At 39.5% G+C, this 25,044-nt stretch carries 20 protein-coding genes; 7 read left to right on the forward strand and 13 right to left on the reverse strand.

The annotated features are described in order from the left end of the window. Positions 1–7: 7 nt before the first annotated feature. From G3R48_RS07370 to ppsR, 9 genes are all read right to left on the reverse strand, one after another. Positions 8–3,265, reverse strand: a complete 3,258-nt coding sequence (locus G3R48_RS07370; protein WP_212593257.1) for an intermembrane phospholipid transport protein YdbH family protein — start codon at positions 3,263–3,265, stop codon at positions 8–10. A 175-nt stretch (positions 3,266–3,440) separates the two neighbouring features. Next, on the reverse strand, positions 3,441–4,298 hold the full coding sequence (locus G3R48_RS07375) for a D-hexose-6-phosphate mutarotase (protein ID WP_153663734.1): 858 nt from the start codon (positions 4,296–4,298) through the stop codon (positions 3,441–3,443). A 29-nt stretch (positions 4,299–4,327) separates the two neighbouring features. Next, on the reverse strand, positions 4,328–4,936 hold the full coding sequence (locus G3R48_RS07380; protein ID WP_153663732.1) for a DUF938 domain-containing protein: 609 nt from the start codon (positions 4,934–4,936) through the stop codon (positions 4,328–4,330). A 2-nt stretch (positions 4,937–4,938) separates the two neighbouring features. Continuing rightward, positions 4,939–5,598 carry a response regulator gene (locus G3R48_RS07385; protein WP_153663730.1) on the reverse strand — a complete coding sequence of 220 codons (660 nt, stop codon included), beginning with the start codon at positions 5,596–5,598 and terminating at the stop codon, positions 4,939–4,941. Between the two features lie 274 nt (positions 5,599–5,872). Beyond that, positions 5,873–6,286 carry an acyl-CoA thioesterase gene (locus G3R48_RS07390; protein ID WP_153663728.1) on the reverse strand — a complete coding sequence of 138 codons (414 nt, stop codon included), beginning with the start codon at positions 6,284–6,286 and terminating at the stop codon, positions 5,873–5,875. A gap of 237 nt (positions 6,287–6,523) precedes the next feature. Next, positions 6,524–7,243, reverse strand: a complete 720-nt coding sequence (locus G3R48_RS07395; protein WP_153663726.1) for an SIMPL domain-containing protein — start codon at positions 7,241–7,243, stop codon at positions 6,524–6,526. A 306-nt stretch (positions 7,244–7,549) separates the two neighbouring features. Then, the gene (gene sugE / locus G3R48_RS07400; RefSeq protein WP_153663724.1) at positions 7,550–7,864 is read right to left on the reverse strand and encodes a quaternary ammonium compound efflux SMR transporter SugE; all 315 of its coding nucleotides are present in this window, start codon (positions 7,862–7,864) and stop codon (positions 7,550–7,552) included. A gap of 166 nt (positions 7,865–8,030) precedes the next feature. Then, a complete protein-coding gene (locus tag G3R48_RS07405) occupies positions 8,031–9,095 on the reverse strand; it encodes a 3-deoxy-7-phosphoheptulonate synthase (RefSeq protein ID WP_153663722.1) in 1,065 nt (354 codons plus the stop codon). A 231-nt stretch (positions 9,096–9,326) separates the two neighbouring features. Beyond that, positions 9,327–10,139, reverse strand: a complete 813-nt coding sequence (gene ppsR / locus G3R48_RS07410; protein WP_153663720.1) for a posphoenolpyruvate synthetase regulatory kinase/phosphorylase PpsR — start codon at positions 10,137–10,139, stop codon at positions 9,327–9,329. A 124-nt stretch (positions 10,140–10,263) separates the two neighbouring features. Here ppsR and ppsA point away from each other — a divergent pair, with 124 nt between their 5' ends. From ppsA to G3R48_RS07440, 6 genes are all read left to right on the forward strand, one after another. Then, the gene (ppsA, locus tag G3R48_RS07415) at positions 10,264–12,633 is read left to right on the forward strand and encodes a phosphoenolpyruvate synthase (RefSeq protein WP_212593258.1); all 2,370 of its coding nucleotides are present in this window, start codon (positions 10,264–10,266) and stop codon (positions 12,631–12,633) included. Positions 12,634–13,189: 556 nt separating this feature from the next. Next, positions 13,190–13,483, forward strand: coding sequence for a hypothetical protein (locus tag G3R48_RS07420; RefSeq protein WP_153663718.1), 294 nt, complete (start codon positions 13,190–13,192; stop codon positions 13,481–13,483). Between the two features lie 61 nt (positions 13,484–13,544). Continuing rightward, a complete protein-coding gene (locus tag G3R48_RS07425) occupies positions 13,545–15,620 on the forward strand; it encodes a TonB-dependent receptor domain-containing protein (protein ID WP_153663716.1) in 2,076 nt (691 codons plus the stop codon). Positions 15,621–15,965: 345 nt separating this feature from the next. After that, positions 15,966–19,031 carry a D-2-hydroxyglutarate dehydrogenase YdiJ gene (gene ydiJ / locus G3R48_RS07430; RefSeq protein WP_153663714.1) on the forward strand — a complete coding sequence of 1,022 codons (3,066 nt, stop codon included), beginning with the start codon at positions 15,966–15,968 and terminating at the stop codon, positions 19,029–19,031. Positions 19,032–19,255: 224 nt separating this feature from the next. After that, positions 19,256–19,741: a DUF1285 domain-containing protein gene (locus G3R48_RS07435; RefSeq protein WP_228497394.1), complete on the forward strand. Its 486-nt coding sequence runs from the start codon at positions 19,256–19,258 to the stop codon at positions 19,739–19,741. Positions 19,742–19,889: 148 nt separating this feature from the next. Further along, complete coding sequence (locus G3R48_RS07440; RefSeq protein ID WP_153663712.1) at positions 19,890–20,312, forward strand: MarR family winged helix-turn-helix transcriptional regulator; 423 nt, start codon at positions 19,890–19,892, stop codon at positions 20,310–20,312. Between the two features lie 150 nt (positions 20,313–20,462). Here the strand turns inward: G3R48_RS07440 and G3R48_RS07445 are convergent, their stop codons facing one another. From G3R48_RS07445 to G3R48_RS07455, 3 genes are all read right to left on the reverse strand, one after another. After that, positions 20,463–20,807 (reverse strand): hypothetical protein, encoded by a 345-nt coding sequence (locus G3R48_RS07445; RefSeq protein WP_153663710.1) that lies wholly within the window; start codon positions 20,805–20,807, stop codon positions 20,463–20,465. Positions 20,808–21,314: 507 nt separating this feature from the next. After that, positions 21,315–21,755, reverse strand: a complete 441-nt coding sequence (locus tag G3R48_RS07450; RefSeq protein WP_153663708.1) for a CBS domain-containing protein — start codon at positions 21,753–21,755, stop codon at positions 21,315–21,317. A 259-nt stretch (positions 21,756–22,014) separates the two neighbouring features. After that, positions 22,015–23,046, reverse strand: a complete 1,032-nt coding sequence (locus G3R48_RS07455) for a Leu/Phe/Val dehydrogenase (RefSeq protein WP_212593259.1) — start codon at positions 23,044–23,046, stop codon at positions 22,015–22,017. Positions 23,047–23,310: 264 nt separating this feature from the next. Here G3R48_RS07455 and G3R48_RS07460 point away from each other — a divergent pair, with 264 nt between their 5' ends. Next, entirely contained in the window at positions 23,311–23,751 is a 441-nt protein-coding gene (locus tag G3R48_RS07460) for a DUF4826 family protein (protein ID WP_153663706.1), read from the forward strand. An 86-nt stretch (positions 23,752–23,837) separates the two neighbouring features. Here G3R48_RS07460 and G3R48_RS07465 read toward each other — a convergent pair whose 3' ends face one another. Next, a complete protein-coding gene (locus G3R48_RS07465) occupies positions 23,838–24,971 on the reverse strand; it encodes a cupin domain-containing protein (RefSeq protein WP_153663704.1) in 1,134 nt (377 codons plus the stop codon). Between the last annotated feature and the right edge of the window lie 73 nt (positions 24,972–25,044).

The raw sequence follows: 25,044 nt of genomic DNA on the forward strand, positions 1-25,044 counted from the left end.
TTCCTATCTATTGGTTTCGTTGCAAATGATTGTCTATTTGCTGCTCTAGCATTTGCGGTACTTGAATACTTTGGTACAGATGATAAAGGTTTTCTTGATGTTGATATTGAAGGTGGATTGGCCGTGAAATATCATCGGCTGTGCCTTTAATCGCCAGTTTCCATATGGCGTTCCCCTGTTGTGTCATGTCAAAACTGCCAGATAAGTGTTGATACGATAATTTTTCAAGTGCTTTCATTGGCGTTTCTAATTGTTGATGAATTCGAATGGTTTCATCAATTGCCGCATTCGGGTGAATACTTAATATTCCACCTGATTGACGCGCGGCTATTTTGCCACCAGAGATTGAAAGCTTACCTTGATCCAATTGCGCGGGTAACACGCCATCAAAAATGCCGGTTAAACTGACATTGGTTAATGGCTGCTGCTTAAGTAAAGATTCGGCTTTAATGCCTTGCACAATAATATAGCCTGCAGAGTTATCATGTAATTTAATATTGGCATCAGGAATTAAAAATGTCCCACCTAAAAATTTTCCGCTTGCAGCGATGTTTACATCGGATTGACTTAGTCCTGTTAACTGTTGCAGCCAATTAGTAGCAGGCGTTTGGCTGTCTTTGGTTAAGTTGATATCGGCATTGAGGTTAAAGTCATCAATATCGATACCTAAATGGGTGTGCTCAACAGTAAACTGGGTGTCTAAACATTGCAGCTGACTCACAGCCTTGAAATGCTGAGATTGTAGTGGGTTACGTGATAACCAATCAAATTGACAATTTGCATTAAGTTGGCCGCCTTGAAAGTAAAAAGGCGCAAAGTTGATGGTTGCGGAATCAATTTTCTGGGCAAGCAATAACTGTAATTGGCTGTCATTATCGTGTTGTGTCACGGCAAAATTTGCTTCTACTTCATATTGTCCTGAGACACTATCTGATTCAAAAAATGGCTTGGGTATTAATGTATTGAGTGTGGTGGCAATTGGGGCGCTTAACTTCCATTGTCCTGCAACTGTCGGGTTACGATGAATATTAACCCAATGACGTGACGTTGGAGCTATGTTATCTATTTGCCATTGTTCAGTGGAGTGCCAAACGTTATTGGTTGTCATTATGTGTTGTCTAAGTTTGATATCAGCAATGTAGATGAGTGGCGTAAGTTTGTTGCCAAGTTGATTATTAATACTGAGCTGTTGCAGATGCCATTTAAGCTCAGTATCAGTTGAGAATATTGAACCAGCAAGCATGGCGCTATGTTGCTGCGGGTGGCTAATAGATAATTGTTGTATATGGTAAAACCGACTTTGTTGTTCTGCAGAGATATGCTGCATATTGATTTCATTTAAAGAAAGTTTTAATGCTGGCAAAGTAAACGCATGAGCCGCATGTTTAGTGGTGGGATTTAATGTAAGTTGATGTGACCAATTAGCACCAAACCCCAAGTCGACGGATTTTACGTTGGCTGACATTGCAGCGTTATTTAAGCCAACTTTTTCTGCACTAATGTAGCTGTTATCGAGCAAGGCAATCTTTAGTACATGAGGTGTTAATTTAGGGGCGAGTGGTTCAGAATGCATTGCTGATTTTTGCAACATCGAATTATCAGAAACTAGCTGGTTTTCAATATGTTTAGTTGGTAACTGAAGTGGTTGATTCCATGCGATGCTCCCAAATAAGCCACCATCGAGACGTTCAAGTTGAGATAAGTGTAGCTGTTCATTGTTTGTTTGTTGCTTTCGCCCTAAAAGTGAGTTGATAAATCCCTTAATAACCGAGTTTTGCGCTAACTGATGCAATGAGAAATCTATATCAAAGCGAGAGTGTAATGTTGGCGCTAACGCATTTGTTGAACGCTGACGACTTGTTGCGTGTAAATCCGATACTTTAACAGTGACTTGCTGATTGTTGTCATCTGTAAATTTAACCGAGGCATTGTTAATGAACAGGTCACTTAAGCGCTCAGTTAATGGTGATTTGTTGGTCATGTTCGGGCCGTAAGCCCATTGGTTGAATGTAAGTGTTGATGTCTGCAGTTGTGCGCGGCTAAAAAACTCACTGAATAACGGCCCTAATGTAGTGGTTAGTTTGATTGAATCTTTAAGTGACGGTGAAAGAGCATCTTGTAGTAGTGCCGAAAAAGCTTGAGTCTTCATTGATATATTAATGGGTGCTAGTTTGAGCTGTAAATTTGCCTCAGGCTTGACTGCACTGGTGTTTTTCATTTTATTTGGGCGAATTAATGGCTGAAAACGTGACAAAGTCGTCAACATAATGGGCGTTTTGGCATTGAGTATTATGTTGTTTGAATTGTGCTTTTCAGATTGATATGGGCTAGCAGTGATACCTTTTAAATTTAGGCTATTTAAAGCCATATTGTCGTCGGTTAGCGTCTTGGTGCTCGAAGTGACAAAAACGTGTTGGTCTGATGTAAGTGTGACTGAACTCAGGCGCAGTTGACTCAAGCTAGATTGGCTCATCAGATGTTGGCTTTGAGCTTTATAGTCCAGTTGGGTGGTAAAATTACCCGTTAATTTCGCATCAGGAATATGTGTATGAATAAATGTGCTAAAAGTACGAAGTGGACTATAGATATGTTTGATTTTTGCAGTAATGGGCACTGTTAGATGTTGTTTTGAATAGGCATCTAGATAGTGTTCAACAGCCGTTATATGCCCGATCAAATGGCTTAAGTCATAGTTTATATTTAATTGAGCAGTTTGTTCCCCGCTATTTAACTCACCACTGAAATCAATTAATGGCTGCTGATTCAGTTGCAAATGAGCACTAAAGCGACCTTGAAATTGATGATGCACATTTTTGGCCGCTAGCGTCATTGTTGGAGCGTTTTCTACTGTGGGAAGACGTAAGTAAAACTGACCAATATTGATGCTGGGTAACTGCATCGCAGCGTCGAAAAGTGCGTTTATTGTGAGAGTCGCTGTTGTTGATTGAGGCGCGGGGGGCTGTGATGGATTATCAATATTTAAATAGATTTGATCTGCACTTATGTTGTCAATGTTCTTCATTCCAAGCTGAGTGTTTAGCAACATTGAAAAACCGTCAACAAGGTCGATTTTTAATTCTTGAATAGCCATTATATGCTGCTGATATTGAATGACTAACCTTGGAATATGTAGCTGGTTTAATGTGAGTTTCTCAGAATCAAAATTGAGCACTTTTATTTGGTAGGGCTCAAGTAAAGTATTGATGATTTTTACCGTGACATTACCAGATGTTGAGTCCGTGCTAGATTTTGGCTGCAGGTACAAAAAAGTTGCCATAGCTAAAAAGCAAACACAAAGCATTACTATTATGCGGGTTTTAACCATGGTCGCTATTTAGTCTCATTGTTAACGATGTTCTCTTGTTAAACTCATAGTGACAACTGTTAATGGCTACATATTGGCATGTAAAATTGATATTTTACACAAATACCTGTGCAGATTAATTCACTTCATCTTGCCAAAAAATTTCAGTAATAAGCGTATGTGAATCACCCGGTTGTAATAACACTTTATCATCTAGGACATTGGCGGCTTCTAAGCAAAGCATTGATAAATAGTCGTTGTCATTAAAACGAGACAGTCGCTGTGATTTAGCAATCCACGGATTCCAGAGCACGGCAGAGTGACTGTTGTCGCGATTAACAATGATATTACCTTCAGGGGTACTAATGATTTGCTGAGGTTGTAAATTGGTATACACCCGATCAGTTTCTTTAGTGAAAGCCACTTGATTATGTGGTTGTTTAAATGGCCCTTGGCCAAACTCAATATATTGTGAGCCCGCTAATCCATCCACTTGGGTATTGTGAATATCAGAGGTTGGGAAATAGGTGTGTAACGCTTGAGTCAATTGCACTGGGTAATCGGCATTATTGGTATTGACCAAGCTAACCTTTAAACGTGTACCTAATTCAAAAACGACTTTAAGTTGAGTGTCATGTGGCCAATATTGTTTATCGGCATGGTTAATAGGCAAAGACAATGTAATGATCGCTAATTGATTTTGCATATTCACCGAGGAAAGTGACCAGGTTCGAGTGCGAGCAAAACCATGTTGTGGAAAGTCTGCTATTTCACTTTGGCCAAACCATGGCCAACAAATTGGGATACCGCCTCTAATTCCGTTACCTACTTGATAATCATCAGCCGCAGAGACCCAAAGTAAAGGCGATTGCCCTTTTGGCTGGAATTGATCGATTTGTGCCCCTTGAAGAAAAATACGTGCTTGGCAAAGCTCGGTATCAACTTCAACATATTGAAGCCCATTGGCCATGCTCTTAGTGGTGACTGAGCCCATTGTGTGTTCCTTAAATAACTGTGTTGAATTTAACTAATACGATAAAATTTAAGTAATTGATTATTCGCCGGCATTGAAATATCTTCAACAAGCTCAAAGCCTTGTTTGAGCGCAAGTTCAGATATCCATTCAATATCACGTATGCCACTACCTGAATATTGCTGCTGTAACCACAGCTCAAAATTTGCATTTGATGGGCTTGTAAATTGGTCATTATATTTAAAAGGCCCATAAATGATCAGCTGAGATATTGTTGAGCTTAAATGTTGCCCAATGCGCTTAAAAAACACTTCAACAATGGGCTTAGGCATAATATGTAAGGTATTAGCGGTAAATACAGTGTCAATCATATTTAGCACTGTTGGCCAAGGTTTGTTGACATCAAGCTCAATAGCCGTCGATAAATTATTAAGTTGCGCTTGATGAATACGGGTATTTAGATGCGGTAAATGGACGAGTTGATCACTGGGTTGCCAGCTTAGGTGAGGCAAATTCTGGCTGAAATAGACGCAGTGTTGACCGGTGCCACTGCCAATTTCGAGTACCCCATGCTTATCTTTGAGCCAAGGCGTAATTGTATCAAGGATAGGTTGTTTATTATTTTCACATGCTTGAGAAAACGGAAGTTGGCTGCCCATAATTATAAATCTACCTTTTCCATTTCTAGTTGTTGCAGTGCAATTACCGCTTGAGTACGGTTTCTTACAGCCAGCTTTCTAAAAATTGCAGTTGCATGGGCTTTAATTGTGGCTTCTGACACCCCAAAATCATAAGCAATTTGTTTATTAAGTAAGCCTTCAGCAAACATTTTCAACACGCGATATTGCTGCGGTGTTAATTCGGATAAGCGCGATGCAATTTGTTCTGCTTGTGTCTCATCAATTTCGACTAATTGGGTATTGTCTGGTAACCAAATATCCCCTAAAAGCACCGTGTTTAGTGCTTCCCCTAAAGCATCCATGGAGGCCGATTTAGGAATAAAGCCGCTGCTACCGTAATGAATGGCGCGGCTAATAGTATTGATATCTTCATGCGCCGAGATAACCACGACTGGGATTTCAGGGTGATGATTACGAAGGTGAATTAATGTGGAATAACCATGAGAACCAGGCATTTGCAGGTCAAGCAGAATTAAATCACAATGTATTTGCCGGTCATCAATTATGTGTTGCAGTGCGTCGGCACTGTCAGCCTCAAACCAAGATGTATTAACAAAACTTGGTGTAAGCGCTTGTCGTAATGCATTTCTAAATAATGGGTGATCGTCTGCAATGATAATATTCAAATTTTCGAGCTTCATGGCTATTTTATTCTTTGGGCACGTGAAGGTTATCCCAATGTAACAAATGGCATGTGGACATTCTATTGCTATTGTACGATATCATATAAATTGATTAATTATTCAGCGCAAATTAGACTTAGGTCTAATGCTCTGTCGTACATGAATGTCGATGATATTTATACAAAAAAACAGCTATTTTATTAGGTTAATTATGAGGGAACACCGTTGCTGTTAGTAAATGGGGCACTGAGTTTAAACTCAAGTGTGTGCATGGTTCCATTGACGCTTAACATCACAATACGGTTGTCGGTTTTCGGTGCTCATCGATGGCAACTAACGTAAATACACCACGAATAGCGTGCTCTCGGTGTTCTGTATACATGTCTTCGAGGTAAATGTTAACTTCAACTTTAAGCGAAGTATTACCCACACTGACAACACGTGCGATTAATTCTGCAAGATGACCTGCAGGAATGGCTTTTTTAAAGTCAATGCGGTCTGAACTGACCGTGACTAATGTTTTACGGCAAAATCGAGTTGCCGCAATAAAGGCTGTTTCGTCCATCCAAGCAAGGGCATCTCCACCAAATAACGTGTTGTGGTGGTTGGTGTTAGATGGAAATATTGCTTTGAAAACTCGAGCTTCTGACGCATTGATGCGTTGTTTAATTACATCATCACTTAATTTTGAACCGTTTGCTGGCATGGTTGAACCTAATATTGGTGATAGGCGAGTTTGCGTGCATTATACGTGCTAAAGCGGTTATGTAATAGCGGTAAAACGTGACCTAAAATGACTTTAAGGATAGGTAAATTAGCGTATTACATATGAATGTTGAGGGCAAAGAGGGTGATTAAAATTATGCTAACACGTAAGATGTTTTAATGGATATTTCCCCGGTACATGGACTAAGCTGCACCGGGGACGGGATAATGGCACTAACTAATCAGCTAAGTAATATTCAATGGTTGAAACCACCCGTACTTTTTTGATGTAAGGTGTGGTTTGGTCGCGATTGTAAATGCTGAACTGACCTTGGGTCGCGCGTTTTATTTTACCTAAACGACTGTCAGAATCTTTAGCAAATTTTTGCGCAACTAAACGCGCATTTTTAGTTGCTTGCTCAATCATCTCCGGTTTTATTTGGTTTAACTGACTAAAAATATATTCAGTTTTTAAATCGTAATTGGCCGTGGTAAATACAATACCTTGTTTGCCCAGTAGCGATAAATTTTTCATTGCCGCGCGAGCTTTATCTATTTGTTTTGAATAGACAGTGACAACTTCAAATGCAGTATAACGAAACTCAACATTTCCTTGAGAACCATATTGCTGTGCTAGCTTATCAGTGACAGTTGGCGCAGCCATGCTGATTTCCGACTCTGCTATTCCTTGATCAAGTAAGAACTGTTTTACCAATTTACTCTGGCTTTCTAATTGCGAATAAATGGCATCAAGGTCGTTACTGGCAGCACTAAATTGAATCGGCCAAATAACAATGTCGGCTGGATATTCATTTTCAGCCAGGCCTTTTACCGTGACGGTTCGGTCTAATGCTTTTACATCAGTGGCCGTTTGTTGGATTTGGTAGCCAAAGACCGTAATAGCTGCAAAAAATAAGCAACCTAGAATGGTCGCGCTTGTTTTAGATGATGGATTCATAGTCGTCCTATTCATTAATATGGGGTTATTTTTTGGGGCTGAAATGATGTTATAAAAAAGCGAATCAATGATAGATTGATATTATGTCAATTTCCCTTAACTTTCACTGTGTGATTAAAAACGCTATTTGTAAAACTTACCTCGCTAGGCGCTTTATGTCACTCAATCTTATCAATGCGCTAATCGTTCACTTTTAACCTCGTGCTTATCATTCACTTTTAACTTCGTGCTTATCATTTTGCTTATGTAAAAGGCGCATAATGTTGCCAATTAACCTGAGTGCAGGTATTGACTATGGGTCAGGTTTTAATGTGATATTTTGAGTCCCACAATACCGATAATGATCAAACTCAAACTAACGATTTTTAATGGTGAAATAGACTCATTTAACACCATGATGCCAAAAATACTTGTCCCTAAAATGCCGATCCCAACCCAAATTATATAAGCAATACTTAATGGAATGGCGCGCATAGCAAAAGCCAACAGCGAAAAACTGATCGCTAACGCGCTAAGTGTAATGATAGTGGGGGAAAGTTTAGTAAATCCGTGGGTATATTTAAGGCCAATAGCCCAAATGACCTCCAATAATCCAGCGATTAACAGTGCAGCCCAATACATAGTGACCTTCAAGTCTTAATTGGGTCGTCCCATTAGTATTAACGAAGTGAGGTCGTCCTCATATCGCTGGTTTAAGCAGTCAATTTAAAGCGCTAAAGAATTAAATTATATTTAAACAATCAATCCTAAGCAAAGGATTGATTGTTTAAATAATAATGTTGGTTGTTTATTTAGCAAGCTTGTCCATTCTGTGCCTTGATGCTGTTGCAAGTTGGCGTAATAGTGTTTCTGAGTCATCCCAGTGTAAACAGGCATCGGTGATACTTTGGCCATAAGTTAATGGCTGACCGGCAACGACTTTTTGGTTGCCTTCAACGATGAAACTTTCAGCCATTATGCCGGCAATACTGGTGCAGCCTGCTTGCATTTGTTCAATGATACTATCGGCAACATTAAGTTGATTTTTATGTTTTTTCTGACTATTGCCGTGGCTAAAGTCGACAACCATACGCTGAGTGACACCGACTTTTTCAAGTTGAGCACGTACAGTTTGAATATCTTGGGCACTATAATTAGGTTGTTTACCACCACGTAAAATAATATGTCCATATGGATTACCGTGAGTTCGGTAAACAGCCATAGCGCCATCTTTATCGGGGGAGTAAAAAATATGCGGTGCTTGAGCCGCTCTAACTGCGTCAACAGCAATATTAATATTGCCGTCAGTACCATTTTTAAAACCAACTGGGCAAGACAGAGCCGATGCCATTTCACGGTGAATTTGACTTTCTGTGGTACGCGCACCAATTGCGCCCCAAGTAATCAAGTCGGCAATATATTGACCATTGACCATGTCTAAAAATTCAGTCGCGATTGGCAATTTTAATTCAGTAATTTGCTGTAATAAATGACGTGCTAAGCGTAAGCCTTTATTTGGACTGAAACTGCCGTCTAAATCAGGGTCTGAAATGAGGCCTTTCCAACCAACAATTGTGCGAGGTTTTTCGAAATATACACGCATTAAAATACATAAATCGTCTTTTAATTCATGGTGTAATTTTGCAAGGCGTTCAGCATAATCTAACGCGGCTTTTGTGTCATGAATTGAGCAAGGACCAATGATTACTAATAAGCGCTGATCTTTACCTGAAATAATCGCTTCAACTTCATGACGTTGCTGAACTAAATAATCTGCAGCATCTTGGGTTAATGGATATTCTGATTCAAGTTGTGCGGGTGAAATCACTTTCGATAAAAGCGATGTACGTAGTTCGTCTGTCTTAGTGGTCATTCAAAGTACCGATAGAAATAGGGTGATGGGTTACCATCAAATTACGTAAGATTATAACGAATAAGTAATCGTTAAACACGGCTAAAAGTCGATAATTAGCTAGATTTGATTAAATTTAATTAAGATTTATTCAATCTATTACACTTTTTAGGTAAAGCAACCAACTCATATACTTACAGGTTAAGTTGGTTGCGATGATTCACTCACTACGATTCGCCGAAGTCAGTATATTTAGAACATGTGACGCTTAAGTCCGGTTTTATCCAAAATTTTAGCTGCAATTTCTTCAACAGAATGATTGGTTGCATTAACAAATGGAATTTTTTCTTTCTTAAATAGCATTTCGACTTCTTTAACCTCTATTCGGCATTGTCGCAATGATGAATATCGACTGTTCTCAAGTCTACTTTGACGTATTTCATGCAAGCGTTGTGGATCAATGGTTAAACCAAACAGTTTAGATTTATTTTTTTTCAGCTCAGATGGGAGCTTAAGGTTGTCCATGTCATCTTCAGTAAAAGGGTAGTTTGCTGCCTTTATTCCAAACTGCATAGATAGATACAAACTCGACGGGGTTTTACCACAACGAGAAACACCTAATAAGATGATATCGGCTTTGTCCATATTTTTCATTGTTTGGCCATCGTCGTTATCTAAGGTGTAATTAATGGCATCAATCCTATTTTCGTATGATTCTTTCGCTTTACCATGTGTGCGGTTGATCACAGGTTGAGCTTTTACTCCCAGTTGTTGTTCTAGTGGCGAAACAAAGGTGTTCAAAAAGTCGTAATCAAGGGCCTCGCTGGCGAAGATAATGTCTCTAATTTCCGCATTTACGATGGAATGAAACACGATAGGGCGCACTTGTGTTGTAATAAAACAATCATTAATTTGCTGTTTAACTTTCTCAGCTTTCTCAATTGCGTCAATAAATGGAATTGTAAGTGCCTCAAATTCAATAGGAAATTGTGAAAGTACGGCGTGACCAAATATTTCTGCAGTAATCGCTGTTCCGTCTGAAATATAAAAAACTTTTGGTGTCATTTCGGCCTCTTGTAGTAATAAAATTACAAATAAAATTATACATTTACGGGTGTGGTGAGGGAGTGTAGAATGCCGCTGCCCTCGTGTGAAGGGGCCATTGAAATAAACTTGTGGAGAGATAACTGTGCAGCAATACATACTCTGGTATCAAGAATTAGGCATGGGCGATGTAAACAAGGTTGGCGGTAAGAACGCTTCTCTTGGTGAAATGATCAGTAACCTGTCAAATGCCGGTGTTCAAGTCCCTGGTGGATTTGCAACTACTTCTCATGCGTTTAATGAGTTTCTAGAGCAAAGTGGTGTTAACCAGAAGATTTTCGACATTCTAGCAACCTTAGATGTTGATGACGTAAATGAACTAGCGAAAGTTGGTGCACAGATCAGACAATGGGTTATCGAAACCCCATTCCAACCAGAATTCGAAGCCGCTATTCGTGAAGCTTACAATAAACTGTCAAGTGAAACATTAGATGCTTCTTTTGCCGTGCGTTCGTCAGCGACCGCTGAAGATATGCCAGATGCCTCTTTTGCTGGCCAACAAGAAACATTCTTAAACGTTAAAGGTTATGAATCCGTTTTATTGGCGGTTAAGCATGTATTTGCTTCATTATTTAATGACCGTGCGATTTCTTATCGTGTTCACCAGGGTTATGAGCATCAAGGTGTTGCATTATCTGCTGGTATCCAACGTATGGTACGTTCGGATAAATCTGCTTCTGGTGTCATGTTCACAATGGACACGGAGTCAGGTAATAACGACGTTGTATTTATCACTTCATCATTTGGTCTTGGTGAAATGGTTGTCCAGGGCGCGGTTAACCCTGATGAATTTTATGTTCACAAACCAATTTTAGCGCAAGGGCACCAAGCCGTTGTGCGTCGTAATATTGGTAGCAAACTGATTCAAATGGTTTATTCAAGCGATGAAGCGCATGGTAAGCAAGTTAAAATTGAAGATGTTGCTGCTGATAAGAGTAAACAATTCTCTATCAACGATGACGAAGTCATGGAGCTTGCAAAGCAAGCATGTGTGATTGAGAAACATTATGGTCGTCCAATGGACATTGAATGGGCCAAAGATGGTAATGACGGCAAACTGTATATTGTTCAGGCTCGTCCTGAAACAGTTCGAAGCCGTGAAGATGTCCAATTAATTGAACGTTATCACCTTAAAACAAAAGGCGATGTTGTCGCTGAAGGTCGTGCGATTGGTCATAAAATTGGATCAGGTGTCGCAAAAGTGCTTTCATCAATCGCTGATATGGATCAAATCGAGCCCGGCGATGTACTGGTTACTGATATGACTGACCCAGATTGGGAACCTATCATGAAGCGTGCAAGTGCAATTGTTACCAACCGTGGTGGCCGAACTTGTCACGCTGCAATTATCGCGCGTGAATTAGGTGTTCCTGCTGTTGTGGGGTGTGGCGATGTGACTGACCATATTAGCAATGGTCAATTAGTGACGGTTTCTTGTTCTGAAGGCGACACAGGTTTTATCTACGAAGGTAAACAAGAGTTTGATGTGGTGACTAACCGTGTTGACACGTTGCCTGAACTGCCAATGAAAGTGATGATGAACGTGGGTAACCCTGACAGAGCATTTGACTTTGCCCGTTTACCAAACAAAGGCGTTGGTTTAGCTCGTCTTGAGTTCATTATTAATCGCATGATCGGTATTCATCCTAAAGCGTTACTTGAATTTGATGCGCAACCGGCAGAGTTACAAGCTGAGATCCAAGACATGATCGCAGGTTATGATTCTCCAGTTGAATATTATGTTGCTCGTCTTGTTGAAGGCGTTGCGTCAATTGCTAGTGCGTTCTACCCTAAGAAAGTTATTGTTCGTATGTCAGACTTTAAGTCTAACGAATACGCAAACTTAGTTGGTGGTGATCGCTACGAACCTGAAGAAGAAAACCCAATGTTGGGATTTCGCGGTGCAAGTCGTTATATTTCAGAGGCGTTTCGTGACTGTTTTGCGCTTGAGTGTGAAGCAATCAAACGTGTTCGTAATGACATGGGCTTGAAGAACGTTGAAATCATGATCCCATTCGTGCGTACGGTTGAAGAAGCTCGACAAGTTATTGAGTTACTAAAAGAGCAAGGACTTGAACGTGGAGTTGATGGTCTGCGTGTGATTATGATGTGTGAATTACCATCTAATGCACTCCTTGCTGACCAATTCTTAGAATATTTTGATGGTTTCTCTATTGGTTCTAACGATTTAACTCAGCTTACTTTAGGGCTTGATCGCGACTCAGGTATTATTAGTCACTTATTTGATGAACGTAATGAAGCGGTAAAAGTACTTCTATCAATGGCAATTAAAGCGGCAAAAGCTAAAGGCGCTTATGTGGGGATCTGTGGTCAAGGCCCATCAGACCATGCAGACTTTGCACAATGGTTAGTTGAACAAGGTATTGATACTGTATCATTAAATCCTGATACCGTGATTGATACTTGGTTATATCTTGCTAAAGAGCACGCATAACTCAAGCCATTCTAGGTAGCTTGTAATAAACAAGGCTACTATATAAAAAACCGCATTTATGCGGTTTTTTTATGCCTGTGATTTAATCAATCTGATGACGGTTTATCCGTTGGTATGCATCTCAAAAAACTTGATGAAGCGCGCAAGCGAAGGCATAAATTTTATCAAGATAAGCCCTAACGTGATTGACTAAATTAATTAGCTCTGATTGTAGCGGCTCTTTTAATAAGAAAAATGAGCATCATGAGAAAAGACATCATTTAGTGGTTTTAATTTGATTTTTAATTTTTTAATAACGACACCAAGTTAAAAATGTCACAGTAAAAGTTGTGACCTCGAGCACGAAATCACCCGAAAACGGTCAATTTAGTGTCTCTATGTTATCCAAAATAAGCGAAAACGGGATACATTAATTGTTAAATGTTGCATAATGTATCGTTTATTGCGGTTTATAACATTCGTTTGGTCGGTGTTTTATTTAACTACCGCGATAAGTAAATTAGCCATGGCGCTTATCCATTTTATATTTTAATCCATTAACGATTGGGGGGAGAACATGCAAAAAAACACTCTTCACCAATTAAGAAACGCTGGATTAATGTTGTTCGGTTTGTGGTTGATTGTTTTACAATCTATCACGTTATCTCACGCCGCCGAACATGCACTTGAAGCTGATCATTCACATTGTTTATACAGCAATGTGTACCATGTACAAAGTGCAGGAAGCATCTCTAATGCTGCTCCAATCACTCAGTTTTTACTGACAGAAGTCACCCCTCCAAAGCAGATTTACTTACAACCTCTTTTAATTTGGCAACGTAACTTACAAGTGCGTGCTCCGCCATTTTAGATTTAGCAATTGACACATTTATTTATTTTATTATTTGCTTACTCTAGTAAAGGAAAGTTGTATGAAACTTACACTATCATGTGTAGCGCTAGCTGTTGCTAGCACAATGAACCCAGTCATGGCTGCGCAAGCTGCCACTCAATCAAACAATAACACTGCTGATCAAAATAACATTGAAAGAATTGTTGTTACAGCATCTCCTTTTGTGCGTTCAAGTATGGAAAGCACAACACCAGTGAGTGTGATGACTGAAGATCAATTAAAGCTAAATATTGAACCAACATTAGGTGACACGCTTGAGAAATTACCTGGTGTTCAAGCATCGCACTTTGGTGCTGGTGCAAGTCGTCCAATTATCCGTGGCATGGACGGCCCACGTGTGGTTGTTTTAGAAAACGGTTTATCAGTAGGTGATGCATCAACCGTTTCTGCCGATCACGCAGTGACCTCTGAAGCAGGAACAGCCCAACAAGTTGAAATCCTTCGTGGTCCAGGCTCACTACTTTATGGTAATGCTGCGATTGGTGGTGTTGTTAACGTGGTAAATAACCGTGTTCATGAACAATCTGTCGACGAATTAAGCGGAAATTTTGGCAGTCATTATGTTTCAGGTAGTGATGGCCGCACTGTAAATGGTGAATTGAATGGTGGTAATGGCGCATTCAACTGGCATGTTGATGGTACACATCGTCGTACAGGTGACTATGATATTCCAGGTAACGCTGTTAAAGGCTTAAGTCACACGAATGGTAGTGTTGAAAATAGCCAAGTCACACTTGACGATTTTGCTGGTAGTGTTGGTTATACTGGCGATGATAGCTTTGTAAGTGTGTCTGGCTCACGTACTAAATCTAACTACGGTATTCCAAGCAAAGGCGTCATTGGTGATCCTGCTATAACCATTGATTTAGAAAAACAAGCGTGGCAATTTCACGCGGGCAAAGCGAACCCTTTTGCTGGTGTGAGTAAAATTCGCTTAGATGTAGGTTACACCGATTACCAACATGGCGAACAAGAAGATGGCGATGCAGATACTTTCTTCTTTAATAAACAAACCGAAGCACGTTTAAGTGTGAATAACACCGCTTGGGCTGGCTGGGAAGGGGTTGTGGGCTTACACGCTATACATAGAGATTTCTCTGTGCAAGGCGAAGAAGCATTAACACCTAACTCTATTACTGACACGTTAGCTGCCTTTATTGTACAAGAACACCAATTTGGCGATTTTCGCGTGCAATTAGGTGGTCGAGTTGAACATTATGACCTAGATCCAGAATCAATGAGCCTAGAAGAACAAGGACCTGCTTATCAACCAGAAGCGGTAACGGATAACAATGTGACGTTATCAGCGGGTACTGTTTGGGACTTCACTGAAGGGTATAACTTAGGTGTGTCACTTGAACGTGCTGAACGTTCAGCTACAGCAGAAGAGCTATACAGTTATGGCGAACATGATGCGACTCAAAGTTTTGAATTAGGCGCATTGTTTGATATTAACAATGGGGTAGTAACACCTAAAACTGAAGCAACAGAAAAAGAAATCGCTAATAACCTTGATATTACATTACGTAAATTAGATGGTGCATGGACGGGTTCTTTAAGCGCTGCATACAATCGAGTTAATAACTTCTTCTATGAAAAAGACACCGGTTTAAGCGCTGCTGATATCGGCGGTGATGATGCTGATTTACCTGTGTATCAATTTACCCAAGGTGATGCAGAATTATATTCATTAGAAGCTCAAGCTAACATTGCGTTTAATGACACTTGGTCTTTAGACTTATTAAGTGACTTTACGCGCGGTAAATTAGTCGATGGTGGCAATATTCCACGTATTGCGCCATTAAGAGCGGGTACAACACTTAACTTTGACCAACAAGATTGGCATGCTGAGCTAGGTGTAATGGGTTATGCAAAACAAAGTAAAACCGCTGAGAATGAAACCGAAACAGCAGGTTATGCATTAGTACATACAGCGGTAACTTATCACCTAACCACAGATGCAGGTGATTTGATGCTTTACGTGAAAGGTAATAACTTACTTGATCAAGATGCAAGGCCTCATACTTCATTACTTAAAGACTACTCACCATTAATGGGTAGAAGCGTTATGGTTGGTGTTAACTACGATTTCTAATACTTAGGTATCAATAATTATCTGCTAAAAGGCGAAGTGACTCACTTCGCCTTTTTTATTTGCTGTTTTATTATCAATTAACAAAGTAAGAAAATACACACATACTGCGGGTTTGTTGATCATGTATCGAAAACAGGCTTACTGAGTAGATGACTCATTAAGCGTTACGAGATAACACTGATACTTACTGGTTGAAATGAATGTCAATTGAACAATAGGTGATTCTTCTTAAAATTAACGCTTGAACGCAAGTGAATTATTTACATTCATTTAGAAAAATATCCGCTTTTTAGTCACAATTTTTTGTTTATAATGATAAACATAAATCGATAACTATAAAGTGCCATGCTACCTTTACTTTCACACCAACAAACACTGCAACCTGTCTATATTGCTTATTTAGATGCGCTCTCACAAAGTGCTTTTGAAGGCGATATTGATACGCGATATAGTGCCAGAATGGTGCAGGCAACGGATAACTCTGTTTATCAATTTTTACCACAAGCCGTTGTTTATCCTGCTCACCAACAAGATGTTGAACTATTACTTGCATTAGCTAACACCGATAAATTCAAGCAGGTTACGTTCAGCGCTAGAGGTGGTGGGACTGGGACAAATGGTCAGTCACTCACTCACGGCTTAATTATTGATATGTCGCGCCACATGACTAATGTGCTTGAAGTGAATGTCGAACAAGGCTGGGTGAAAGTTGAAGCGGGTGTCGTTAAAGATGCCCTGAATGATGTGTTGCGTCCCCATGGTTATTTCTTTAGTCCCGATTTATCGACATCTAATCGCGCCACCATTGGCGGAATGATTAATACCGACGCATCTGGTGCTGGCTCATTGGTATACGGTAAAACATCGGATCATGTCTTAGGACTCACGAGTGTATTGATTGATGGCAGTGTGTTAGCGTCTGCGCCAATGATTGATAGCAAGATTTCTCAACTTGATAACAGCCTAGCAAGTCAATTGATCCAGAATGTGGCTCAGGTTTGTCAGCAAAAAAGACAAACTATTTTGAGTCAATTTCCAAAATTGAACCGTTTTTTAACGGGATATGACTTAAAGCATGTGTGGAATGACCAACTCAATCAATTTGATATTTCACGAATTCTTACTGGCTCAGAGGGCACGCTTGCCGTTATCACACAAGCTAAGTTAAATATTACGCCATTGCCGCAATCGAGAGTGATGGTCAATATTAAATATGACTCGTTCGAGTCTGCACTCCGGCACGCGCCATCGTTAGTCGTAGCCAATGCGACAGTCGTTGAAACCATCGACTCTAAAGTGCTCAATCTTGCCCGTGAAGACATCATTTGGCACTCGGTGTCGGAATTTATTACTGATGTGCCTAATAAAGTGATTGAAGGGCTTAATATGGTTGAGTTTGCCGGTGACGAGCAAACGGTGAACCAAAAAGTTGCCATGTTACAGCAACAACTAACAGAGCAACTTACAGCACAACAATTTGGGCTAGTTGGCTTTCAATCCACAGCAGATACAAACAGCATTACCCAAATTTATGCCATGCGCAAGAAAGCAGTTGGGTTACTGGGCGCGGTAAAAGGGACTCGTAAACCACTAGCATTTGCAGAAGATACTGCTGTACCGCCTGAAAACTTGGCAGACTTTATCATGGATTTTAGGGCATTACTTGATAGGCATCATTTGCAATATGGCATGTTTGGTCATGTCGATGCTGGCGTGTTACATGTTAGGCCTGCACTAGATATGTGCGATCCACAAGATGAAGCATTACTTAAAAGCCTATCAGACCAAGTGGCTAAGCTTACCTTGAAATACGGTGGTTTAATGTGGGGTGAGCATGGAAAAGGAGTACGCGGCGAATACGGTGTTGATGTTTTTGGCGCACAATTGTATGGCGTGTTACAGCAAATTAAAGGCTGGTTTGACCCAGATAACCGTTTAAATCCAGGCAAGTTAGTCACACCACCTGATTTTGGTGAACTGCAATTTAATGTAGACAGTATTAAGCGCGGCACATTTGATCGCCAAATTCCGGTGAATGTCAAAGCTGCATTTCCTGATGTGATGGATTGTAACGGCAATGGATTGTGTTTTAACTACAGTCCAAATTCACCAATGTGTCCATCATTTAAGGTGACAGGTGACAGAATTCAATCCCCTAAAGGGCGAGCTGGCCTAATGCGTGAATGGCTTCGCTTGCTTGAGTCAGAAGGCGTTGATGTGTCACAGCTTGTGCAATCAAAACCGTTAGGCATTATGCAGCGCCTGCAAAATACCATTAATAGTAAACGCGATTATGATTACTCACATGAAGTGATGGCGTCATTAAAGGGATGTTTAGCCTGTAAAGCCTGCTCAAGTCAGTGCCCTGTAAAAGTCGACGTTCCCAAGTTTCGTGCGCAATTTTTTAATATTTATTACAAACGTTACATGAGACCTGCAAAAGATTATTTAGTGGGTGGAATTGAAGATGGTTTACCCTTGATGGCGAGTATGCCTAAACTGATGAATTTTGCTTCTCAAAATCGGTTAAGCCAATGGGTGATTAAGAAAACCATTGGGTATGTTGACTCACCGAAGTTATCTGTACCAACATTAAAACAACGGTTAGATGGTCACGCTAGCCGAGGTTATGACTTAGAGGCATTGCAAGCTTTATCGACAACTGAACGCTCGCAACATGTATTGGTGGTGCAAGATCCTTTTAATAGCTTTTATGATGCCGGTTTGGTGTATCGCTTTATACAATTAATTGAAAAATTAGGTTACAACCCCGTATTACTACCTTATAAGCCCAACGGGAAGCCTGCACATATAAAAGGCTTTTTAGATAAATTTGCCAATATGGCAAAAGACAGTGCTGACTTTTTCAACCAATTACATCAATTAAATATGCCATTGGTGGGGTTAGACCCTGCATTAGTGTTGTGTTATCGCGACGAATATAAAGAAGTATTAGCAGAGCAGAGGGGGGATTTTAACGTATTGTTGTCTAATGAGTGGTTAACTCAAGTACTTTCTCAGGATAAATCGCCAGTCAGTAGAGCATGTGGGCTGAGCAACTTAAAAAAACCGCCCCAATATACTTGGTTTAGCCATTGTACTGAATCAACGGCGAAACCCACGACAGCGAAAGAGTGGCAAACTATCTTTAACTATTTTGGCGCTGAGTTTAAAAGTATCAACATTGGTTGTTGTGGTATGGCAGGGACTTATGGCCATGAAGTTGACAATTTAGCGCGTTCAAAAGCCTTGTATGACATGTCATGGAAAAATCAAATTAAGCAATATGCAGACAAAGGCCACCTATTAGTATCAGGTTATTCTTGTCGTAGTCAGGTTAACCGCTTTGATGGTTTTAAACCTAAACATCCGATTGAAGCGTTGTTAACCTTAATCGATTCAAGTAACTAATAAGGCTTTGCACTGACACGGAACTAGCGGTTAAGTTTTAAATGGGCTATTTATTAATGCGCTATTTAATCTGAGGTGGTTTTCAAAGGTTGGAAGAGGTATTGCGAATGACATAGCTGATGCTGTTTACTCAATAGCGCGATATAACAATATCAACCAGTTTAAGGTAAGGGTGTTATTTATCGCAAGGTACTAGGCTGACTATATTCATGGAATTAAAGTAGATGCAAACTGACGATACAAAAGCCATTGAACAGCTTAATACCACTATGGGTGAAGTGCCTTTATGTTCAGGCGATGTAGTATTTCACATTTTGGATAATGGCGACTGGCTTTACCAACAAAGTCCGTTACCAACAAAGTTTGCTAAATTATTTGCCAGCATTTTGCATCGAAACAACAAAGAATATTCTCTCATCACGCCCGTCGAGAAAGTCAAAGTAGACGTTGCAGAGCATGCTTTTTTACTGGTGGATTATACGGTTGAGTCAACTGTTCTCACCACAGCACATACATTAGTTCGACAAGGTAATGGCGATAATCAACAATCGATAGTATTTGAATCATCAATTGGGAGTCAATTCACTGTGTTTAAGGCCGATGTTATGGTGTGCGAGCAATCTATTGTAGTGAAACTGCCTCGGGGATTAACCGCAAAATTGAATCGCAATTGTTACTATCGGTATATCGATGAGATGTTATCTGACTAAAAATCACATTTTTAACGTATAAACTGATATGGTTAATTGACCTTGGTCATTTTGCTCATGCAGTAGTTTTCGTGTCTTACATGTCATGTTGTCCTTGGTGAATCAGTTTATTGTTATTTTATGGGAACACCTCAACTAAGGAGGCGCTATGAAGCGTTATGAAAGCCTCAACTATCTAATTTCGCATTTAAATATCTCTTTGCAACAACAACTTGATGAACGTTTGAAACGTTACCAATTAGACATTAAATTGTGGCCGGTTTTATTCGCTTTGTGGGAAAAGGAAGGACGGAGTCAAACTGAGCTATCGAAATGCTGTGATGTTGCCAACTACACCATGACACGTTTACTTGACCAACTGCAGGTTCAAGGGTTAATCACCCGTCATCAAGAAGCTGATAACCGCCGTGCTTTTCAAATATTCCTAACGGATGATGCCAAAGCGCTTGAACAAGACTTAGTAACAGAAGCTGAGTGGGTTAATCAACAATCGATGGCGTTGTTAACAGCACAAGAGCAACATCAACTTGTCACATTATTAAATAAAATCAATGGCTTTAAGCATAGTTAGTACAATCGATTTTAATGCTGCCGTTTGGCGGTTTTATAAAAGATAATTTATGCATTGCAGCTAACTACTTATTGCTAGCTTAATAAAGACGAAAAAGGTCAAATTTATTCACTCAAGATTAGTTATGGTCAACTCAAATAGCGGCTAAACTCACATTAAATACAATATTCCGATTAAGCTTAACGAACATAATAAGCTGCCTATCTCTAAATAACGTTTACTTTCTAATAAATGCTTTTTACCTTCTTTTAACGTTATCATCAGTTTTTCTTGGTTATATACTCGACAAGTGAGTAAGTTAGATTTAGCATCAATAAATAATTGTAGTTTACATAATTTGCCATTTCTAAGGGCAACGTTATGAATGCTAAACGCGCCAAAATTAAATTTACGTGAAACCAACTTACCATTTAAAAATACTGATTCTAATCCGCACCAGTTGCTGATTTTGAGAACGATAAGATTATGATTTATACGATAATTAAATGTAATCATTTCTAAACCTTCGCATTTTTTTAGCTCAATCGGTAACTAATTTTGGTTGAAATTAACTAAAGTACAAGCAACCAAAATGATATTTTTTGTATGTTGTTGCTAAGACAAGTAATTTATATTTTTGTCTATTTCCCTTGAAAAATAACGCTAAATCATCTTCTCTATCATTATTAATGGTCTAAATGATAATCTGAATTATTACCATTTATATTGAGGCGTTAAATCTTAATTAATCCAGTCATATGTGTTTAATGTATTCGTATCAAAATTGGTGGCGAACTGAGGAGGAAGTGATTAAATATTGGTAAAAGGGAAATTGTAACTCCATTCGGTTGATATTCTATGAGCGGCAGGGTGTTAGCAAAAGCCTATCTCAGTTTTTAAACTATTTCTGTACATAATCTGACAGCAATTAACGCCAGAACTAACTTACGATAGTTAACAAAATAAAATTAAAAAAGAATGAGTGCATTATGACAAGTACTTATTTAACGTAATTGAACAGAGTTAAGCAGTTGCAATCGCTAAGTTTTTGTAGGCAATTAATACATCCTTCCATGTGATTATTCCTGTGACTTGGTTATTTTCTATAACAGGTAAACAGTCAATGTTGTTTGCAAGGATCAATTCACTGGCTTGAATTAAATTTTGATCGGCTGAAATGGTTTGTGGGAAATGTTTCATCACTTGATGAACCCGCTTATTTAAGGTCTCAGTGTCGCGAGTATACTCAGCTGCTGTACCAATTCTTGGGCTAAGTGCAGCAAGGTATTCACGATATGAGAGCACGCCGACTAAGGTATCTGCATCTAACACTATCAAATGGTGAAATGAAACATGATCAAAAATGTTTTTAACTTCTACCAGGCGATCATCCATTGCAATAGTGACAACTGGTGTTGTCATAATGTCAGCAACTTTGATGTTTATTGCATTGTGCGAATTCATATCAATCACCTAAAAAGTTAATCATCTTGACACCATTTAAGCATAGAATGAATATTACTCAATAGGCATCTGATTTAATTGCGTTAAATAATGCTAGCGTTACTTAACATTACCTAGTGCGATTGGCGAGACAGAAACACCGAAATGCGTTTACACGGTTGACGAAGTCGCACCCAAATTGGCAAATAAAAAGAGGCCATTTGGCCTCTTAATGCATACGCTTTGTAAATTTAGTGAGCTAATAAATGGCAAAAATTAATTATTTTGCTGCATCAATTATTTTTTTAGCCATTTCATCTGCTACATCGGCAGTCGTGCGGTTTTGTGCATCTGCCTGGGCAAAGATTTCAGTTAACGTGTGGTAAATATTTTCTACTTTAGCTGTGGATTTCGCTTTATCGTAGTCATCATCAAATGAAACATTAATGATGCCGCCAGCATTAATGACATAATCAGGGGCATATAATACACCGAGTTCTTTGAGCATTTCTCCATGTCGCGTTTCTGCAAGTTGATTATTTGCACATCCCGCAACAATTGTCGCTTTTAATAACGGAATTGTTGTGTCATTTATCGTCGCGCCAAGCGCACAAGGTGCATATACATCAACATCTTGTTGATAAATATCATTAGGTGCAACAACGGTTGCGCCAAACTCTGCCTCAACTTTATCAAGTGATTGCTGGTGGATATCTGTAACGATCAAATTAACACCAGCTTCATGTAAATGCTTACATAAGTAATATCCAACATGGCCAACGCCTTGAACAGATACTGTCATCCCTTCAAGGCTATCAATACCGCGCTGATGTTTGATAGCGGCTTTGATGCCCAAGTAAGTACCTAAAGCAGTAAACGGAGAAGGGTCACCTGATTTGCCTTCTAAGCCAGCCACAAAATCAGTTTCTCTATTGGCAATCATAATATCAGCGGTTGATACCCCAACATCTTCAGCTGAGAAATATGTTCCACCTAAATTATTAATAAAGCGGCCAAAGGCAAGGAAAAGTGCTTCACGGTCAGTGGTTTTTGGATCCGCTAAAATAACTGCTTTTCCGCCACCCATACTTAATCCAGCTAATGCATTTTTATAGGTCATTCCACGAGACAAGCGCAGCACATCTGTTAATGCTGCCTCATCAGAATCATAATTCCACATTCTACAACCACCTACAGCTGGCCCAAGGTTGGTATTATGAACTGCGATAATCGCTTTTAACCCACTTTGTTTATCATGACAGAACACGACATTTTCGTGTTCGTCGAACGAGACATGATTAAATACCGTCACGTGCTATCTCCGCTTGCGATAAAATTCTGTTAGCGCGATGCTAACACCTACTTGTTATATTTATTGCAGCACGATAGCATTTAGCCATATGCTCAACAAAGTTTGTTAGGGTTATTTTTGTGATCTATCTGGCAATTTTGCTTGCCACATTACGTAAACGTAAGGTTAATGTGTCGATTGCAAAATAATGACAATAATAATATTCATGATCAGTAAAAGTGCTCTGCTGTATTTTTACCATATAACAATAATATAGGATGTATTATGACGGAAGAAGTAGTTGAAATGACCGCCGAGCAAGCTAAACAACAAGATGCGCAGAGGGAGCAATGGGTAAGGGAGCATTTCCAAAAAGCCAATCAGTTTTTGGCCCAAAAGGGGGTGATCCCAACCAAAGTACATAATGAAGAAAGCCGTTACTTAGCCCCTTATTTAGCCATTTGGAAAATGGAAGCAAAACTCCCTAAAAAACAAACATTTTGGGTCATGACTGGGGATTTACCTTCAGATCATGTTGATGTAAAAGTGGCAGCAACAGCACGCGATGCATTACGTCATTTTTCTATGATGTGGCAGTTAAAAGCTGAAAACCTTCACAATTCAGGCTTAACAAAGGATAAAACCCAATTAGAGTTCGCTAACTTGTTGGTGTCACGCGCTGAAAGTTTGTATCAATTACAAAGCGACGATAAATTGTGGGGCTAAGACTCACGCTGCACTGTGATAGGGCGTGTTAGAGAGCATTAAATAAAGGCACCTTGGTGCCTTTATTGGTTTGAACGTTAACACCACTATTCACTCAAATAGTAGTAACCTTGCTTGAGCATTGAGACAAAATAGTCAACACAATCAATGGATTGGCTTATCAAGTCAGTTGCTTGCTGAGCAGTAAAGCTCACTTGTTGTGTTAATGTGTTCAATATATCAGTTTGAGAATTAGGCATTGTCATCATCTCACCATTAACAAACAATCTAGATTGATTATCGCCTTCTAAACACAATACTTTTAACCCGCCAATACGTAATAACTGTGCACCATGTTCTAATGCATCGATTAATGTTTCGGCGTCCATTTCTGCATCGATTTCACAAACATCTAATTCAAAGCGATTTTTACTGAGTAATTTTCCCAACATTGTTTGATAAGCTTGTGGATCATTGGCCAGTGAAGCTAATAACGCCATAATACCTTGTTGATGCGACGTTGGTACTACACCGGCCATTTCAGGTTCTTGTGTTGATGTGAATCGTTGTTGACCTTCATTGTTATCAATAAAATAGTCTGCTAATTCGGTTAACACTTCTTGTTGACTTGGTGCTCTAAAGCCCATTGAGTAACTGATAGCTGTGGTTAATGTTTCACCGCAATGTGGAAAGCCTGGTGGAATATATAAAATGTCACCGGTTTCTAAAATGTCATCAATGATAGGTACGAAATCTTCAATTAATGGCGAATTTGGATTATTGTCACGTTGCTGATACTGACCTAAGTCACCAACGCGCCAGCGACGACGGCCTTCACCTTGAATGATAAAGACATCATAATTATCGATATGCGGCCCTACACCACCGTTAGGGGTTGCAAAAGACACCATTAAGTCATCAAAACGCCAATCTGGAATAAATCTAAAGGCTTCAACCATGGGTTGAGATTCAGGATACCAATGATTTACAGCTTGGACGAGTAATTGCCAATGTTGTTCACCGTATTGGCTGTAATCTTCAAATGGCCCATGAATGACATCCCATCCTTCAGGTTTAGTTACCACGATACGTGATGAAACTTCTTCTTCAAAAGCAAGACCTGCTAATTCGTCTGCGCTAATTGGGTCTTGAAAATTTTTGAAAGCACCTTTTAATATGACCGGCTTTTTTTGCCAAGTAGTTTTTAAAAATTCTGCTTTATCAAACGTTAACTGGTACATATTTGCTCTCAAATGGATGAAATAAATTGCGTTAAGAAATAAAAAAGCGATGCCGTAACTAAGGTTAGGGCAC

The sequence above is a fragment of the Shewanella intestini genome (assembly GCF_018221465.1).
GTDB lineage: Bacteria > Pseudomonadota > Gammaproteobacteria > Enterobacterales > Shewanellaceae > Shewanella > Shewanella intestini.

Bases quoted from the DNA above. Each gene is read 5' to 3' on its own strand.
- G3R48_RS07375 (WP_153663734.1), bottom strand. From the start codon at position 4,298: ATGGGCTCAGTCACCACTAAGAGCATGGCCAATGGGCTTCAATATGTT.
- G3R48_RS07380 (WP_153663732.1), bottom strand. From the start codon at position 4,936: ATGGGCAGCCAACTTCCGTTTTCTCAAGCATGTGAAAATAATAAACAA.
- G3R48_RS07385 (WP_153663730.1), bottom strand. From the start codon at position 5,598: ATGAAGCTCGAAAATTTGAATATTATCATTGCAGACGATCACCCATTA.
- G3R48_RS07390 (WP_153663728.1), bottom strand. From the start codon at position 6,286: ATGCCAGCAAACGGTTCAAAATTAAGTGATGATGTAATTAAACAACGC.
- G3R48_RS07395 (WP_153663726.1), bottom strand. From the start codon at position 7,243: ATGAATCCATCATCTAAAACAAGCGCGACCATTCTAGGTTGCTTATTT.
- sugE (WP_153663724.1), bottom strand. From the start codon at position 7,864: ATGTATTGGGCTGCACTGTTAATCGCTGGATTATTGGAGGTCATTTGG.
- G3R48_RS07405 (WP_153663722.1), bottom strand. From the start codon at position 9,095: ATGACCACTAAGACAGACGAACTACGTACATCGCTTTTATCGAAAGTG.
- ppsR (WP_153663720.1), bottom strand. From the start codon at position 10,139: ATGACACCAAAAGTTTTTTATATTTCAGACGGAACAGCGATTACTGCA.
- G3R48_RS07420 (WP_153663718.1), top strand. From the start codon at position 13,190: ATGCAAAAAAACACTCTTCACCAATTAAGAAACGCTGGATTAATGTTG.
- G3R48_RS07425 (WP_153663716.1), top strand. From the start codon at position 13,545: ATGAAACTTACACTATCATGTGTAGCGCTAGCTGTTGCTAGCACAATG.
- ydiJ (WP_153663714.1), top strand. From the start codon at position 15,966: ATGCTACCTTTACTTTCACACCAACAAACACTGCAACCTGTCTATATT.
- G3R48_RS07435 (WP_228497394.1), top strand. From the start codon at position 19,256: ATGCAAACTGACGATACAAAAGCCATTGAACAGCTTAATACCACTATG.
- G3R48_RS07440 (WP_153663712.1), top strand. From the start codon at position 19,890: ATGAAGCGTTATGAAAGCCTCAACTATCTAATTTCGCATTTAAATATC.
- G3R48_RS07445 (WP_153663710.1), bottom strand. From the start codon at position 20,807: ATGATTACATTTAATTATCGTATAAATCATAATCTTATCGTTCTCAAA.
- G3R48_RS07450 (WP_153663708.1), bottom strand. From the start codon at position 21,755: ATGAATTCGCACAATGCAATAAACATCAAAGTTGCTGACATTATGACA.
- G3R48_RS07460 (WP_153663706.1), top strand. From the start codon at position 23,311: ATGACGGAAGAAGTAGTTGAAATGACCGCCGAGCAAGCTAAACAACAA.
- G3R48_RS07465 (WP_153663704.1), bottom strand. From the start codon at position 24,971: ATGTACCAGTTAACGTTTGATAAAGCAGAATTTTTAAAAACTACTTGG.